17 protein-coding genes, 1 tRNA gene and 1 pseudogene are annotated in these 16,060 nt (G+C 56.2%); 3 read left to right on the plus strand and 16 right to left on the minus strand.

All coding sequences use genetic code 11. The features are described 5' to 3' along the window. Positions 1-29: 29 nt before the first annotated feature. On the plus strand, positions 30-806 hold the full coding sequence (locus BVU99_RS18715) for a hypothetical protein (protein ID WP_099817320.1): 777 nt from the start codon (positions 30-32) through the stop codon (positions 804-806). After that, positions 797-900 (plus strand) — tRNA-OTHER (locus tag BVU99_RS25165). The genes BVU99_RS18715 and BVU99_RS25165 overlap by 10 nt, the downstream gene beginning before the upstream one ends. 214 nt (positions 901-1,114) lie before the next feature. Here the strand turns inward: BVU99_RS25165 and tnpA are convergent. The 16 genes and pseudogenes from tnpA to yceD all read right to left on the minus strand — a co-directional run bounded on the left by tnpA (position 1,115) and on the right by yceD (position 15,335). Next, the gene (gene tnpA, locus BVU99_RS18720; protein WP_099817321.1) at positions 1,115-1,552 is read right to left on the minus strand and encodes an IS200/IS605 family transposase; all 438 of its coding nucleotides are present in this window, start codon (positions 1,550-1,552) and stop codon (positions 1,115-1,117) included. A gap of 120 nt (positions 1,553-1,672) precedes the next feature. Then, positions 1,673-2,917, minus strand: a pseudogene (locus BVU99_RS18725) (IS3 family transposase). Between the two features lie 107 nt (positions 2,918-3,024). Next, the gene (gene ptsG, locus BVU99_RS18730; protein ID WP_049205136.1) at positions 3,025-4,458 is read right to left on the minus strand and encodes a PTS glucose transporter subunit IIBC; all 1,434 of its coding nucleotides are present in this window, start codon (positions 4,456-4,458) and stop codon (positions 3,025-3,027) included. Between the two features lie 343 nt (positions 4,459-4,801). Further along, positions 4,802-5,578 (minus strand): metal-dependent hydrolase, encoded by a 777-nt coding sequence (locus BVU99_RS18735; protein WP_099817322.1) that lies wholly within the window; start codon positions 5,576-5,578, stop codon positions 4,802-4,804. A gap of 19 nt (positions 5,579-5,597) precedes the next feature. After that, positions 5,598-6,605, minus strand: a complete 1,008-nt coding sequence (gene holB, locus BVU99_RS18740; RefSeq protein ID WP_099817323.1) for a DNA polymerase III subunit delta' — start codon at positions 6,603-6,605, stop codon at positions 5,598-5,600. Further along, positions 6,605-7,243, minus strand: coding sequence for a dTMP kinase (tmk, locus tag BVU99_RS18745; RefSeq protein WP_025302415.1), 639 nt, complete (start codon positions 7,241-7,243; stop codon positions 6,605-6,607). Before tmk ends, holB begins: the two co-directional genes overlap by 1 nt. Next, positions 7,233-8,258: an endolytic transglycosylase MltG gene (gene mltG, locus BVU99_RS18750; RefSeq protein ID WP_099817324.1), complete on the minus strand. Its 1,026-nt coding sequence runs from the start codon at positions 8,256-8,258 to the stop codon at positions 7,233-7,235. The genes tmk and mltG overlap by 11 nt, the downstream gene beginning before the upstream one ends. Positions 8,259-8,271: 13 nt before the next feature. Further along, positions 8,272-9,069, minus strand: a complete 798-nt coding sequence (pabC, locus tag BVU99_RS18755) for an aminodeoxychorismate lyase (RefSeq protein ID WP_025302413.1) — start codon at positions 9,067-9,069, stop codon at positions 8,272-8,274. A gap of 145 nt (positions 9,070-9,214) precedes the next feature. Beyond that, positions 9,215-10,456: a beta-ketoacyl-ACP synthase II gene (fabF, locus tag BVU99_RS18760; RefSeq protein WP_025302412.1), complete on the minus strand. Its 1,242-nt coding sequence runs from the start codon at positions 10,454-10,456 to the stop codon at positions 9,215-9,217. Positions 10,457-10,538: 82 nt separating this feature from the next. Then, positions 10,539-10,775 carry an acyl carrier protein gene (gene acpP / locus BVU99_RS18765; RefSeq protein WP_004719003.1) on the minus strand — a complete coding sequence of 79 codons (237 nt, stop codon included), beginning with the start codon at positions 10,773-10,775 and terminating at the stop codon, positions 10,539-10,541. 154 nt (positions 10,776-10,929) lie between these two features. Continuing rightward, positions 10,930-11,664 (minus strand): 3-oxoacyl-ACP reductase FabG, encoded by a 735-nt coding sequence (fabG, locus tag BVU99_RS18770; protein ID WP_016928193.1) that lies wholly within the window; start codon positions 11,662-11,664, stop codon positions 10,930-10,932. An 11-nt stretch (positions 11,665-11,675) separates the two neighbouring features. Next, positions 11,676-12,605: an ACP S-malonyltransferase gene (gene fabD / locus BVU99_RS18775; protein ID WP_049208450.1), complete on the minus strand. Its 930-nt coding sequence runs from the start codon at positions 12,603-12,605 to the stop codon at positions 11,676-11,678. An 18-nt stretch (positions 12,606-12,623) separates the two neighbouring features. Beyond that, a complete protein-coding gene (locus BVU99_RS18780; RefSeq protein ID WP_025302411.1) occupies positions 12,624-13,577 on the minus strand; it encodes a beta-ketoacyl-ACP synthase III in 954 nt (317 codons plus the stop codon). 6 nt (positions 13,578-13,583) lie between these two features. Next, entirely contained in the window at positions 13,584-14,618 is a 1,035-nt protein-coding gene (plsX, locus tag BVU99_RS18785) for a phosphate acyltransferase PlsX (protein WP_025302410.1), read from the minus strand. An 11-nt stretch (positions 14,619-14,629) separates the two neighbouring features. Then, positions 14,630-14,797 carry a 50S ribosomal protein L32 gene (gene rpmF / locus BVU99_RS18790; protein WP_004927778.1) on the minus strand — a complete coding sequence of 56 codons (168 nt, stop codon included), beginning with the start codon at positions 14,795-14,797 and terminating at the stop codon, positions 14,630-14,632. 16 nt (positions 14,798-14,813) lie between these two features. Further along, positions 14,814-15,335 (minus strand): 23S rRNA accumulation protein YceD, encoded by a 522-nt coding sequence (gene yceD, locus BVU99_RS18795; RefSeq protein WP_004927780.1) that lies wholly within the window; start codon positions 15,333-15,335, stop codon positions 14,814-14,816. Between the two features lie 141 nt (positions 15,336-15,476). Between yceD and BVU99_RS18800 the strand changes: the two genes are divergently transcribed. Next, positions 15,477-16,058, plus strand: coding sequence for a nucleoside triphosphate pyrophosphatase (locus BVU99_RS18800; protein WP_062826731.1), 582 nt, complete (start codon positions 15,477-15,479; stop codon positions 16,056-16,058). Positions 16,059-16,060 lie beyond the last annotated feature (2 nt).

Genomic DNA, 16,060 nt, shown 5'->3' on the forward strand with positions numbered 1-16,060 from the left:
CTGTGTTAGTAGTTATATGGAATTTAAAAATGAGTAAGTTTTCCACGCATTGTTTTAGGGACTTTAAAAGGTTTATTGGTGAATTGACAGCAACCTCATCAGGAATTAACGTTGCAATCGAATTTACAAACAAGACCGGAATAGAATCTGGAATGAAAGACCCATGGGCTGCGGTAGCAAAAGAATTTGGAATTAAAGTTGATGGATTGATGTCAGCCAATGTCTTAACTAGCGCTGCCAGGCTGAATATTGTAAATGTATACAGTGGATTCGATCTCTATTTGACAGCCTATCGAAAAGAGTTTGTTCATCTATTTGACAAGGATTGGCGATCAGATAAAAGCGACACCCCATTTGATGAATTTCGTAAAAATATCCCTTTGAATGAAATCGAATCATCTATTGATATACTTCATAATCAGTTGAAATTAATTGATTATTATAGATTAGCTAGAAATGGTATTGTTCATCCATCAGAGGACAATAAAAAATCTGCTGCGAAATTTTATAAAAACGAAGAGGAATCATTAGAAATAGTACGAAATTATTACAATATGTCTGCTGCCCCAAATGATTTTTACTTGCTAGATTTTCATGATGTTAAGTTGTTTTGTAGGACTTTATTAGATATACTTCCGCTTTTTGATGAAAGGCTTGACCCTGGAAACAAAAAACTAAAATCTACAGTGCCAACGGAGAAGTGGGCAAACGACAAAGAAGACAGAAGAAGGAATGCCGAGATAGGATTTCTTCAAAATGAATACGGAATCTCAAGGGAGAGATCCGAAAAAATAATGGCTCATTAGCTTAAAGGTAGAGCATCCCCCTTCAAGAAAACTTTTAAATACAAGAGTTTTTTTGAAGGGGAGGATTCCAGTTCAACTCTGGAATGAGCCACCATCAATAAAAATAACGCTTCTATCTGAAGATTTTTTCTGCACTTAAAAACCACCTCAAGCCAAAGTATTATACGTGCGTTTCTGGCACAAAGCTCTCTGTCATATTAGTTATGGCTCTGATCTGCAAAAATATCATCTCAAGTCTAAGCTAGTAAAAGATCACCTCCTGAGGAGGTGGCTTTACACGCCCCCCCTAAAAGGGGGCCATTTTCGAGTTAATCCTGCAACAGCTCCATCTGCTGTTCGATCTCTTGGTCCTTCTTATCCTGATGCTTCACGTATCGCCTGATAATTTCTTCGTTTACCCCTACCGTATCGACAAAGTATCCCCTTGCCCAAAAATGATTGCCCCACAACTTCTTTCGTATATGTGGGAAACGATTGTAAAGCCGGATTGCACTGCGTCCTTTCAGGACGCCCATCAACGTCGAAATCGATAGCTTCGGGGGGACTATCACGACCAGATGCACATGATCTGGCTGAATATTTAGCTCAAGAACTTCACAGTCCTTCATGTTGCAGAGGATATAAATTGTTCGGTAGAGCTCTTTACCCACCTTGTCGCGGAGGATTTTAAATCGATACTTCGGCGTCCAAACCAGGTGGTATTTGCAATGCCAGAACACATGTGATGAACTCCTGTATAAACCCATGTTGGTGATTTACTTCTTACTTGTGGTGAGTAAGCTGGAATATTCCGGCATAGGTTTCCTTCAGGCTAGAGCCTCACAGGTTCAATCACCACCTCCTTAGGAGGTGGTTTAAGGCTTTGACTAGTCCTGATATAGGTTGACACTTTTCAACCGGATAACGCCCGATGAACCTCATCGGGCGTTTTGTATTTCAGCGACAAGTGCGGCCGCCGTGTGTTGTACAGGTTCACCGACTACCTGACCATCTTTCTTGCCTGCGCGATATCTTCTGGTTTGCCGAGCAGGTATTCCGTTTTGAGTATCCCGTTTATCCGTTCCGCCAGCGCGTTCTGATAACAGTCATACCCGTCCGTCATCGAGCAGGTGATGCCATACCTCTGATGTAACGCCTGATATTCCTGCGAACACTGCTGGATACCCCTGTCCGAGTGATGCACCAGCGGCAACGCCGTGCGTCTGCCGGCCAGTGCCATTTTGAACGCGCAGGCGACATGCCGGGTATGCAGACTGTCATGCACGTGATATCCCACGATTTTTCTCGACCAGGTATCCGTTACCAGGCTGACATGCGCCGTCCCCGTTCTCAGCGGCAAGTAGGTGATATCCGCCACCCATACCTGTTCCGGACGGCTGGCTATGACCTGATTTTTCCCGCCTTCAGCAGGTTGGGATGACGATAAAAACGATGATGGCTCTGCGTCGTCTTGTGATATGCCCGTTTAAGCATCACCAATAACCGCGCACAGCGCAGGATACTGAACAGCCGGTCGCGCCCCACATGCAACGCCGGTTCGGGGCGTTGCCGCAACAGGTGATGCAGCTTACGTGTCCCCAGCCGGGGCTGGTGCAAGCGGATGGCCGTCACCTGTTCGACGAGATGCCGGGCCTGCTCCTCTTTGCCTGCTTCACGCTGCAGGGGCTGATACCACGCTTGACGGCTGATGCCCATCCATCGGCAGGCCCGCGTTACTGTGAGTCCCGGTACTTGTGTTTGCGCGATAAGGCGGTTAGCTGCTTTTTTGTCAGCGTGGCGCCAAAGTCGGTGTTCATCACTTTGACGACAGCTTCGAAGAACTGGGCTTTGCCTTCAGATTAAGCCAGTTGCTGCTCAAGTTCTTTAATACGCAGTTCGGGCGTCAGGGGGAGTTTGGGCATATTGTCTCCGCACGTTCTGGTGGAAGGAGAAGTCCGCCAGTCAAGCTGACCGTATTTGCGCAGCCAGTTCATGACGGTGACGTTGCCTTGGATACCATAACGGTCTGTGGCCTGACGGCAAGTCATTTTGCCTTTTTCGACCTGCTCGACGACGGCCAGTTTAAAGGATAGAGAGTAATCGCGTTGTGTGCGTTTAATATACTGGTTCATCACATTTTCCTCTGTGCGTGAGTAAAATGTGTCAACGCTATTCAGGACGGGTCACTTACAACAAAAAAGGGAGGCTTTCGCCTCCCTTGGTAACTCCCCTGCCTGAATCAGTGATTACGGATATATTCGTCCATATCGGTTTTCAGGTTGTCAGACTTGGTGCCGAAGATGGCCTGCACGCCGGAACCAGCGACGACTACGCCGGCTGCGCCCAGTTTCTTCAGGCCCGCCTGGTCAACTTTGGACACGTCGGCCACGCTGACGCGCAGACGGGTGATGCAAGCATCCAGGTTAGTGATATTTTCTTTACCGCCGAAGGCCTGAACCAGCGCCGCGGACATTTCGGAACCGCCCTGCGCAGTCTGCTCGGCAGCGCTGTCTTCACGGCCAGGGGTTTTCAGATCCAGTTTGGCGATCAGCACGCGGAAGATGGTGTAGTACACCAGACCGTAGATGATGCCGACGATCGGGAACAGCCAGATTTTGCTGCTGTTGCCGCTCAGTACGATAAAGTCGATCAGGCCATGCGAGAAGCTGGTGCCGTCACGCATGCCCAACAGGATGCAGATTGGGAACGCCAGACCGGCCAGGATAGCGTGGATCACGTACAGGATCGGCGCGACGAACATGAAGGAGAACTCGATCGGCTCGGTGATACCGGTCAGGAACGAGGTCAGCGCGGCGGAGATCATGATGCCGCCGACTTTCGCGCGGTTTTCCGGCTTGGCCGAGTGCCAGATGGCAATCGCCGCAGCAGGCAGACCGTACATTTTGAACAGGAAGCCGCCGGACAGTTTGCCCGCGGTTGGGTCGCCCGCCATGTAGCGAGGGATGTCGCCGTGGAATACCTGGCCCGCCGCGTTGGTGAATTCACCAATTTGCATTTGGAACGGTACGTTCCAGATGTGGTGCAGACCGAACGGCACCAGAGCACGCTCAACCACGCCGTAAATGCCGAAGGCCACGACCGGGTTCTGATAAGCCGCCCACTGCGAGAAGGTCTGGATAGCCGTACCGATCGGCGGCCAGATGAAGGACAGCACTACGCCCAGAACGATCGCCGCCAGACCGGAAATGATCGGCACGAAACGCTTACCGGCAAAGAAGCCCAGGTATTCCGGCAGTTGAATGCGGAAGAAGCGGTTGAACATATAGGCCGCGATGGCGCCGGAGATAATCCCCCCGAGCACACCGGTATCCGCCAGGTGTTTGGCCGCAATCTCTTCAGCCGGCAGGTGCAGCACCAGCGGCGCAACCACCGCCATGGTTTTCACCATGATGCCGTAGGCCACCACCGCCGCCAGCGCGGAAACGCCGTCGTTGTTGGTGAAGCCCAGAGCGACGCCGATGGCGAAAATCAGCGGCATGTTGGCGAAGACCGAACCGCCCGCCTCCGCCATCACGTGGGAGACTACCGCAGGTAGCCAGCTAAAGTTGGCGGAGCCGACGCCCAGCAGGATACCTGCGATAGGCAACACGGACACCGGCAGCATGAGCGATTTACCTACTTTTTGCAGGTTTGCAAATGCGTTCTTGAACATAGTTGAGTGTGCTCCTGAGTAATAATGCTTTGCTACTTCTTGTCGCGATGATTCGCGCTGCAAGGGGGGGAGAAAAACCCCTGCAATTCAGGGTGTCTGAGCACCCCTTGAATTTATTACGCAGAGTAAAATAAATAGCCTGCGCAATGTTTGATGACAATCACGTTTCGATGATCGAGCCGCGGTAACTTTGCATAAACCGGCCGTTTTTTGGCAAAATCGGCCAAAAAACACGCACCAATCACCCTGAAACGGGAGGGAACCTTACCCGTTTCAGTGATTAATTACGAGCTTAAAAAAAATTACGCAGACAATGACCTACAGCTATAGCCTAGGTCAAAGATCACAGATCGAGGTGAAATAAGCGTGAAAAGTTGGCGGAGGTGGCTTCGGCCAGTTGTTCCAGGCTGACGCCCTTCAATACTGCCATGTATTCAGCCACATCACGCACATAGGCGGGTTGGTTTTCTTTGCCGCGATGCGGCACCGGCGCCAGATAAGGCGAATCGGTTTCCACCAGGATGCGATCCAGCGGCACGTAGCGTGCCACTTCGCGCAGCTGTTCGGCATTGCGGAAGGTGACGATGCCGGAGAAGGAGATGTAGAAGCCCAGATCCAGCAAAGCTTCGGCAGTGGTCAAATCTTCAGTGAAGCAGTGCAGCACGCCGCCGCACTCCTGTGCGTTCTCTTCACGCAGGATCGCCAGCGTGTCCGCGCGCGCATCGCGGGTGTGGACGATCACCGGCTTGTTCAGATCCCGGCCAATGCGGATATGTTCGCGGAAAGAGTCCTGCTGCAGCTCAAGATTGTCTTTCTGGTAGAAGTAATCGAGCCCGGTCTCTCCCAGCGCTACCACCTGCTCCGCCGCCGCCAGGCGACGCAGCTCGGCGTAATCATACCCCTCTTCCAGATTGAGCGGATGCACCCCGCAGGAGAAAGCCACATCGTTGCGCTCGCCGATCAGCTCGGTCATGGAACGGTAGCCCGGCAGCGTGGTGGCGACCGCCAGCACATAGCCGACGTCGCGCGCTTTGGCTTTGGCCAGCGCATCGTCCACATTCTGATGCAGCGTTTGATAATCCAGACTGTCAAGGTGGCAATGAGAATCGACTAACAACATAATTTTTAACTCTTTTACTTTACAGCGAATGAGGGTGGGAATAGCCGGCGGCGCCAAGCATCTGTTCCCAGCGAAGTAACTGTTCGGTCAGCAGCAGCTCGCGATTGACACCCACCACGCTGAGCAGCTGATGGCGGCAGGTCAGCCACTGCTGCACGATCTGCTGCAGCGAGGCGCTGCTCAGCACGCTGGCCAGCTGATGCACCAGTGGTTGCTGATCCTGATTCAATACATAGTGATGCGCGCCCTGCTGCCACTTCATCGCGTCCACCAACAGCGCGCACAACCAGTGCAGGCGCTCGGCGACATCTTCATGGTTCAGCACCGGCAACAGCGACAGCATATCGCGCTGCGGCAGCGCGGCGCTCAACGCGGTGCACAGGGCGCTGCGCTGTTGCCACTGCTGCGGCTGTAACAGCTGTTCGGCGGCCAGCGGCGCGCCGTCGTGCAGGCGCAGCGCCGTGAGGCGGTCTGTCTGAGAACCGGCCGCCTGCCGGCCCAGCCACTGCAGGCTGAGCTGCTCATCCGGGCTGGCCAAATGCCAATAAAGACAGCGGCTGCGCAGCGTCGCCATCAGCCGCGACGGCTCACGGCAACCCAGCAGAAAATAGGTTTTCTCCGGCGGCTCTTCCAGCGTTTTAAGCAGTGCGTTGGCCGCCGCCTCGGTCAACTGTTCCGCCTGCGGCAGCCAAATCACCTTGGCGCCGCCCTGCTGCGCGTGGGCGTACAGCGTTTCAATCACCTGGCGGACCGGTTCGATACCCAGGTTGCTCTTGCCCTTTTCCGGCGCCAGCACGTGATAATCCGGGTGATTCCCCGCCAGCATCAGCCGGCAGCTGTGGCACTCGCCGCAGCTTTTTTCGCCGTTGCGCTGTTGGCAGATCAACCAACGGCTCAGGCCGTAGGCCAGCGCATCGTCACCATTGCCCGCCGCCGCATGCAGCAGCAGCGCATGGTGGCCGCGACCGTCGGCGTACTGCCCAATCAGCTGGCGATAAGGGCTATTCAGCCACGGGTACCAGTTCATTATGCGCCTTCCTGCTGCCGCAGCCAGTGGCCGACGCAGTCGCGGATCGCCGCGGTCACCTGTTCCAGCGGCTGGGCAGCGTCAACGGTAACGATGGTTTCATCCTGCGCCGCCAGCTCAAGATAGCGAGCGCGGGTGCGTTCGAAGAACGGCAGCGCCTCCTGTTCGATGCGATCCAGCTGGCCGCGCGCCTGTGCGCGTTGCAAGCCGACCAGCGGAGGCAGATCGAGATAAACCGTCAAATCCGGGCGGAAATCCCCCAGTACGGTGTCGCGCAGCGAGCTCATCAGCTGTGGGTCCACACCGCGGCCGCCGCCCTGGTAAGCCTGTGAAGAGAGATCGTGGCGGTCGCCCACCACCCAGGCGCCACGCGCGAGGGCGGGTTTGATCACGGTTTCCACCAGCTGCACGCGCGCAGCGTACAGCATCAAGACTTCGGCCTTGATGGTCGGCAATTCGCCGTCGATGCCGCGTTTGAACAGTTCGCGCAGCTTCTCCGCCAGCGGTGTGCCGCCCGGTTCGCGGGTGAAAACGATGTCGTTGATGCCATGTTCGCGCAGCACATTGACTACCGTGTCACGCGCTGTGGTTTTGCCCGCGCCTTCCAGCCCTTCGATTACAACGAATTTACTTTTCATTCTTTTCCTTTAACGCCTGACGGTACACACGCACCGCCTGGTTATGGCTCGCCAGATTGGTGGTGAAGGTATGCCCACCCTTGCCGTCGGCGACAAAATAGAGATATGGCGTTTTGGCCGGATTGGCGGCCGCTTGCAGCGAGGCCTCGCCCGGCATGGCGATCGGCGTTGGCGGCAGGCCGGCGATCACATAGGTGTTGTAAGGCGTCGGCGTCTCCAGATCCTTGCGCGTGATGTTGCCATTATAGCTTTCGCCCATGCCGTAAATCACCGTCGGATCGGTCTGCAGGCGCATGCCGATGCGCAAACGGTTGACGAACACCGACGCCACCTTGCTACGCTCTTCCGGCACCGCGGTCTCTTTCTCGACGATCGAGGCCATAGTCAGCAGCTCTTCCGGCGTTTTATACGGCAGGCTGGTGTCGCGGCCGTCCCAGGCGGCCTGCAGCGCTTTGTTCATACGAACATGTGCGCGTTTGAGCAGCGCGATATCGCTCATGCCGGCGGTATACTGATAGGTATCCGGGTACAAATGCCCTTCCGGGGTTTCTCCCGCAGGAATGCCGAGCGCTGTAGCGATCTCCACTTCGCTCTTGCCCGCCAGAGTATGTTTCAGGTATTTGGACTGCTGCAATACCTGCTGCCAGTCACGCAGGCGTGAGCCTTCAATAAAGCGTGCGGTGAACTGCGCCTCTTTGCCACTGGCCAACAGTTTCAGCATCTGGCGCACCGTCATGCCCGGCGTGAACCGGTAGGTACCGGCTTTAAACTCCGCCAGCTCCGGCTCCAGTTTCAGCAGCCACTGGAACCAGCGGCCGTTGCGCACCAGTTTATCGCGCACCAGTAATCCTTCCAGCGCCACCCGGCCGGTGCCGGCAGGCAGTTTGAAGATGGTTTCTTGCTGGATAGCCAGCGGCGTATCGGCAAAGCGTTCGATCTTCTGGTAGCCCCAAAACAGCAGCGCCAATACCAGAACAACAATAACAGACAGGACCTTCAGCTTTCTTTTCTTCATCAATCAGCCATGGTTAACAGTGTGGACGCAAAAAATCATACAGCTGGCGCGAATGATAACGCCATGATTGAGCAACGTTTACCGGCAGCAGCGGCATCAGCGCGTTGCTCACCAGGACTTCGTCGGCATCGGCCAGCGTCTCCAGCGGTTCGCTGACGCAGTGCAGACGGTATTCCGAGCCCGCCAGCAGCGCGATCACCCGCCGCCGCATCAGGCCCGCGACGCCCGCCTGGCTCAGGTCCGGGGTAAACACCGCTTTTCCCTTACGCCAGAACAAATTAGCCGCACAGCATTCCACCAGCATACCGGCAGTGTCAAGCACCAGTGCCTCGTCGGCGGCCGTCTGGTCAAGATGCGCGCGGATCAGCACCTGCTCCAGGCGGTTCAAATGCTTCAACCCCGCCAGCAGCGGATTGCGCGCCAGCGCCACCGGGCTGAGCGCAAGCGTGATGCCCTGCTCGCGCCACTGCAAATAGTGCGCAGGGTAGCTGCTGCGGGCGACGATGCGCGTTGGATTTTCGCACCCCGTCGGGCTGTAGCCCCGCCCGCCGCTGCCGCGCGTCAGTATCGCTTTGACCACGCCGAGCGGAATTGATTCGGCCGCCTGAGCCATCTCGCGCTCGAAAGCGGCCCAATCGGTAGTGGGCAGCATCAGCCTCTGTGCCGCTTGCTGCAGCCGCTCCAGATGCCAGGGCAGCAGCTCGATTTTACCGTCGATAACCCGGGCGGTAGTAAAGCAGCCATCGCCGAACTGCAGGCCACGATCGCTCGGCGCCAGCGCATCGTGGCGTTGTCCGTTAATCCAGTACATGCTTCCTCCTGTTGCCGGGTGATTTCATTACGCTCGCAGAATAGCAGGCGACGAGGCAATACGCAGCCCTGCTGACGGCCGGACGCCAGGCGTAAAAAAGCCCGGTTAAAAAACCGGGCTTTTCATCAGCGAACAACCGCGCGAGTTACACTCGGCGGAAGATCAGCGAGCCATTGGTGCCGCCGAAGCCGAAGGAGTTGCACAGGGTGAACTCCATATCGCTGACCTGGCGCGCTTCGTGAGGCACGAAGTCCAGATCGCAACCTTCATCCGGGTTATCCAGGTTGATGGTTGGCGGTACCGCCTGATCGCGCAGCGCCAGCACGGTGAAGATGGACTCGATCGCGCCCGCCGCACCCAACAGGTGGCCGGTCATCGATTTGGTCGAGCTCACCAGCACGCGCTGGGCATCAGCGCCGAAGACGGATTTCACCGCCTGCGCTTCCGCCTGGTCGCCCGCCGGCGTAGAGGTGCCGTGCGCGTTGATGTAACCGATTTGTGACGGGGTCACACCGGCGTCAAGCAGGGCATTTTCCATCGCCAGCGCAGCGCCTGCGCCGTTTTCCGGTGGTGACGTCATGTGATAAGCATCGCTGCTCATCCCAAAGCCAACCACTTCGGCATAGATTTTCGCGCCGCGTTTTTTCGCGTGTTCGTACTCTTCCAGCACCATCATGCCGGCGCCGTCGCCCAGCACGAAGCCGTCGCGGTCTTTATCCCACGGACGGCTCGCCGCCTGCGGGTTGTCATTACGGGTGGACAGGGCGCGCGCTGCGCCAAAGCCGCCGACGCCCAATGGGGTGCTGGCTTTCTCTGCCCCACCGGCCAGCATCACGTCAGCATCATTGTAAGCAATGATACGCGCTGCATGGCCGATGTTGTGCACACCTGAAGTACAGGCGGTGGCGATGGAAATGCTTGGGCCACGCATGCCGTACATTATTGTCAGGTGGCCTGCAATCATATTCACGATGGTGGAGGGCACGAAGAACGGACTGATTTTCCGTGGGCCACCGTTAACCAGTGAACTGTGGTTTTCTTCGATCAAACCCAGGCCGCCGATGCCGGAACCGATCGCGGCTCCAATACGGCTGGCGTTAGCCTCGGTGATGTCCAGACCTGCATCCTGCATGGCTTGCATGCCGGCAGCGATACCGTACTGGATAAAGGCATCCATCTTGCGCGCATCTTTGCGGGAGATGAAATCCTCAGAATTAAAATTCTTTACCAGGCCAGCAAACTTGGTCGCATAGGCAGTGGTATCGAAATGGTCGATCAGGCTGATGCCACTCTGACCGGCAAGAAGAGCGTTCCACGTGGACTCTACCGTATTGCCGACAGGAGACAACATGCCCAGTCCGGTCACAACTACTCGACGCTTAGACACGTTTGTCCTCCAGGGAGGGAAAAATATGACACTAGGGATAGAAAAAACTTAGGCGGTCGAACGACCGCCTAGATATGTTCTCTTACTGCTGGCTGGCGTTGATGAAATCAATAGCTGCCTGAACAGTAGTGATCTTCTCAGCTTCTTCGTCTGGAATCTCGGTGTCGAATTCTTCTTCCAGTGCCATTACCAGCTCAACGGTGTCAAGAGAATCAGCGCCCAGATCTTCAACGAAAGAAGCGTTGTTCAAAACTTCTTCCTGTTTAACACCCAGTTGCTCAACAATGATTTTCTTAACGCGTTCTTCGATAGTGCTCATACTCTTAAATTTCCTATCAAAACTCGCTTTCGCGATGGTTTTCGTAGTGTATAAAATGCTGAAAAAGATGCAACTAAATCCCGGCTGGTCAAACCACGATTTTACGCTATTTTGCGGTTTTTGCCTCAAATAACGCAAATGGTTTTCACATTTTTTAAATCATGTACATGCCGCCATTGACATGTAACGTTTCACCGGTGATGTAGCCGGCCTCATCAGAGGCCAAAAATGCAACAGCGCTGGCGATTTCTTTAGCATCGCCCAGCCGGTTGGCTGGAACTGATGACAAAATGCCTGCGCGTTGATCATCTGTCAACGCCCGTGTCATGTCCGTCTCAATAAAGCCAGGTGCCACGACGTTGACCGTAATGCCACGTGAAGCAACTTCACGTGCCAAAGATTTGCTAAAACCAATCAGGCCGGCTTTAGCCGCCGCGTAGTTCGCCTGCCCTGCGTTCCCCATGGTGCCGACGACGGAACCGATGGTGATGATACGGCCAAACCGCTTTTTCATCATAGCGCGCATTACCGCTTTTGACAGGCGGAATACGGAAGTCAGGTTGGTGTCGAGGATATCCTCCCACTCGTCATCCTTCATACGCATCAGCAGGTTATCACGCGTAATGCCGGCATTATTCACTAAAATGTCGATTTCGCCAAATTCGGCGCGAATCGATGCCAGCACGCTGTCGATAGATTGCGCATCAACAACGTTCAACATAAACCCTTTGCCGTTTGCGCCCAGGTAGCTGCTGATCGCTTCAGCGCCGCTCTCGCTGGTCGCGGTACCGATCACTTTGGCGCCGCGTGCCACAAACGTTTCTGCAATAGCTCGGCCAATACCGCGGCTTGCGCCGGTGACCAGAACGATTTTACCTTCGAAGCTCATCATTTTCCTCTTTATTGTTCAAGCGCCGCCGACAGGCTGGCGGTGTCGTTCACCGCCGCAGCCGTCAGGGTGTCAACAATACGTTTAGTCAGACCGGTCAGCACTTTGCCCGGCCCCACTTCCAGCAGCGACGTCACTCCCTGTGCTGCGATAAACTCTACGCTTTCGGTCCAACGCACCGGGCTGTACAGCTGACGCACCAGCGCGCTGCGGATCGCTTCCGGATCGTTTTCGGTGCGCACGTCGACGTTGTTCACCACCGGCACCTGCGGCGCGTTGAAGGTGATGTCCTGCAGCGCCACGGCCAGCTTGTCGGCGGCCGGCTTCATCAGCGCACAGTGCGAAGGCACGCTCACCGGCAGCGGCAGCGCACGTTTGGCGCCGGCAGCTTTACAGGCGGCGCCTGCGCGTTCAACCGCTTCTTTGTTGCCGGCGATGACCACCTGGCCCGGCGAGTTGAAGTTGACCGGAGAAACCACCTGCCCCTGCGCAGACTCTTCGCACGCCTTGGCGATCGCGTCGTTATCCAGACCGATGATGGCGTACATCGCGCCGGTACCTTCCGGCACCGCTTCCTGCATCAGCTTGCCGCGCAGCTCGACCAGACGGATCGCCGCCTTGAAGTCCAGCACGCCGGCGCAGACCAGCGCCGAGTATTCGCCCAGGCTGTGACCCGCCATCAGCGCAGGCGCTTTACCGCCCTGCTGCTGCCAAACGCGGAAAATCGCCACCGAGGCAGCCAGCAGAGCCGGTTGGGTCTGCCAGGTTTTGTTCAGTTCTTCCACCGGGCCTTGCTGCACCAGCTGCCACAGGTCGTAACCCAGGGCGGAAGAAGCCTCGCCAAAGGTTTCTTCGACGATCGGGAACTGTGCGGCCAACTCGGCCAGCATGCCAACGGTCTGCGACCCCTGGCCCGGGAAAACAAAAGCAAATTGCGTCATTTTTTCTTCCTGTCCAAATCAGAAACGAACCAGCGCCGAGCCCCAGGTAAAGCCGCCGCCAAAGGCTTCCAGCAGCACCAGTTGGCCACGCTGAATTCGCCCGTCACGCACCGCTTCGTCCAGTGCGGAAGGCACCGAGGCGGCAGACGTGTTGCCGTGACGATCGAGCGTCACCACCACTTTGTCCATCCCCATGCCCAGTTTTTTCGCCGTTGCGCTGATGATGCGCAGGTTGGCCTGGTGCGGCACCAGCCAATCCAGCTCGCTGCGGTCCATGTTGTTGGCCTGCAGCGTCTCGTCAACGATGCGCGCCAGCTCGGTAACCGCAACCTTGAAGACTTCGTTGCCCGCCATGGTGACATAGGCCGGCTTGTCTTGATTCTGACGATCCTTGTACGGCAGCGTCAGCAGGTTGCCGTAGCTGCCGTCGGCATGCAGATGGGTAGACAGAATGCCCGGCGCTTCAGACGCCCCCAGCACCACCGCACCCGCACCATCGCCAAACAGAATGATGGTGCCGCGATCTTCAGGATCCAGCGTGCGCGACAAGACGTCCGCGCCGATAACCAGCGCATGTTTGACCGCGCCGTTTTTCACGTACTGATCGGCCACGCTGAGCGCATAAGTAAAGCCGGCGCAGGCCGCAGCCAGATCGAACGCCGCGCAGTCTTTGATGCCCAGCATTTGCTGCACCAGGCACGCCGCGCTCGGGAATGCGTGAGTCGTGGTGGTGGTCGCCACGACGATAAGCCCAATGTCTTCTTTAGCCACACCTGCCATTTCCAGCGCTTTCTCAGCGGCCTGGAAGCTCATCGTCGCGACGGTTTCATCCGCAGCGGCGATGCGACGTTCGCGGATACCGGTACGCGTGACGATCCATTCGTCAGAGGTATCCACCATTTTTTCCAAATCAGCATTGGTGCGCACTTGTACGGGCAAATAACTCCCCGTACCGAGAATCTTTGTATACATGTACGATCAGTCACTCTTAGGTAATACAGCCTCAAGGCGCGCAGCAATCCTTTCCGGGACTTGCCGCTGCACCGCCTGCACAGCCTGTTCGATTGCGACTGCAAACGCGTGAGGGTTCGCAGCGCCGTGGCTCTTGACTACGGTGCTGCGCAATCCTAACAGACATGCGCCATTATACTGGTCGGGGTTCAGGTGGCCGAACCGCTTAACCACCCGTTTTTGCAACCAACGGCCCAACAATTTCAGCCACCACGCTTGCTTGTTTCCGTCGCCGGACGATTTCAGCAGCGATAAGAATACCCTAACCACCCCTTCCATGGTTTTCAGGGTGACGTTGCCCACGAAGCCATCGCAGACCAACACGTCGGTCTTGCCGGTGAGCAGTTCGTTTCCTTCCAGGTAACCAATATAGTTGATTGCCGGAGTATTTTTTAGCACAGCGGCCGCTTCGCGGATATTATCCAGGCCTTTGGTCTCTTCTTCGCCAATATTCAGCAGCGCCACCCGCGGTTGCGCAATGCCGATCACCTCTTCCGCCATCACCGCGCCCATCACGGCAAACTGCACCAGCATGGTGCTGTCGCACTCGACGTTGGCGCCCAGATCCAGCACCACGGTTTTACTGCGTTGCTGATTCGGGATCGCCGTCATCAGCGCCGGGCGCTCAATGCCGTCCAGCGGCTTGACCAACAGCTTCGCCAACCCCATCAGCGCACCGGTATTGCCGGCGCTGACGCAGCCCTGCGCATTGCCGCTGCTGAGCTGTTCGAGCGCAATGCGCATCGACGTGCCGCGGCTGGCGCGTATCGCTTGTGAAGGTTTGGCGTCGCCGGCGATCACAGACTCGGCGGGCACGACTTGCAGACGCTCCAGAAGAACCGGATCGGCGTGGGCAAGCAAAGGGGAGATGACGTCGGGATTGCCGACCAGCAGGAGATGAAGCTGTAAATTAGAGGCCAGTGCCTGCAACGAAGCAGGCACTGTGACGCAGGGACCGAAGTCCCCGCCCATTGCATCTAACGCCAGGGTTAGACGAGTCAAGGTATCGCTACTTAGCCGATAACCTTGCGACCGCGGTAGAAACCGTCGGCAGTGATGTGGTGACGACGGTGAGTTTCACCGGATACTTTGTCTACAGACAGAGTAGTCGTGGTCAGAGCATCGTGCGAACGACGCATGCCACGCTTGGAACGGGTTGGTTTATTCTGTTGTACGGCCATGGACCTTACTCCTCAATTACTTACGCTTTAAACTGGCTAATACGGCAAACGGATTCGGTTTCTCCGCCTCGGGAGGCAGTTGGCCAAATACCATGTCCGCTTCGGACACTTCACAGTGTTCAGATTCATGTACCGGAACGACAGGCAGTGAAAGAATAATTTCGTCTTCAATCATTGCCAACAGATCGACTTCGCCAAACTCGTCAACTTCGATCGGTTCGTACGCTTCCGGTAATGCCTCAGCCTGCTCATCATTGACGACCGGGCTAAAACAATATGTTGTGTGAACCTGATGTTCGAACGGGACTCCACAGCGTTGGCACATCAACGTTACCGTGACGTCCGCATGCCCTGTTATCACCGCGAGGCGCTGATTGTCGATATTAAACGACAACGACACCTCAACATCACTGTCCACACTGACCACGGAGTCGGCAACACGAGTAACCTGCTCAGGCGCATAGACACCAGCATAGTCCAGGCGTTTCTGAGCGGTACGTACCGCATCAATGGTCAAGGGTAATTTTACCTTTTGCATAGGGCGCGCATATTAACTTTGTAACGACATAGAGTCAAAGAAAAAGGCCGTAAAACGGCTCCTTTCACCAATATTCGCTTCCACAGCGGCCGACAGTTTAAAATGCCGTACCCATTTACGCTACGGTTTGCGAAAAAAATTATGCAGAGATTGCTTTTAGCCTCCACCTCCCCCTATCGAAAAATGCTGCTGGAGAAGCTGCAACTGCCGTTCGACTGCGCCGCGCCGCAGGTGGATGAAACCCCACTGCCGGGTGAAAGCGCCGAAGCGCTGGTGCTGCGCCTGGCGACAGCGAAGGCTCAGGCGCTGGCCCTCGCCTACCCCGAGCATCTGATCATCGGTTCCGATCAGGTCTGCGTGATCGATGGCAGCATCACCGGCAAGCCCCATACCGAGGTGAACGCCCGGGCGCAGCTGCGCCAGGCCAGCGGCCAGGCCGTGACCTTCTATACCGGCCTGGCGCTGTACAACAGCCGCAGCAAGCAGCTGCAGGCCCTGTGCGAGCCTTTCCACGTGCATTTTCGCGCGCTGAGCGAGGCGGAGATCGCCGCCTATGTGCGTCTAGAGCAACCGCTGAACTGCGCGGGCAGTTTCAAGAGCGAGGGATTGGGGATCGCGTTGTTCGACAGGCTGGAAGGCCGGGATCCGAACGCCCTGATCGGCCTGCCGTTGATCGCGCTGTTGGAGATGTTGCGGGCTGAAGGCATCAACCCGCTGGTCTGACG

The sequence above is a fragment of the Serratia sp. OLAL2 genome, from assembly GCF_002752475.1.
GTDB lineage: Bacteria > Pseudomonadota > Gammaproteobacteria > Enterobacterales > Enterobacteriaceae > Serratia > Serratia bockelmannii.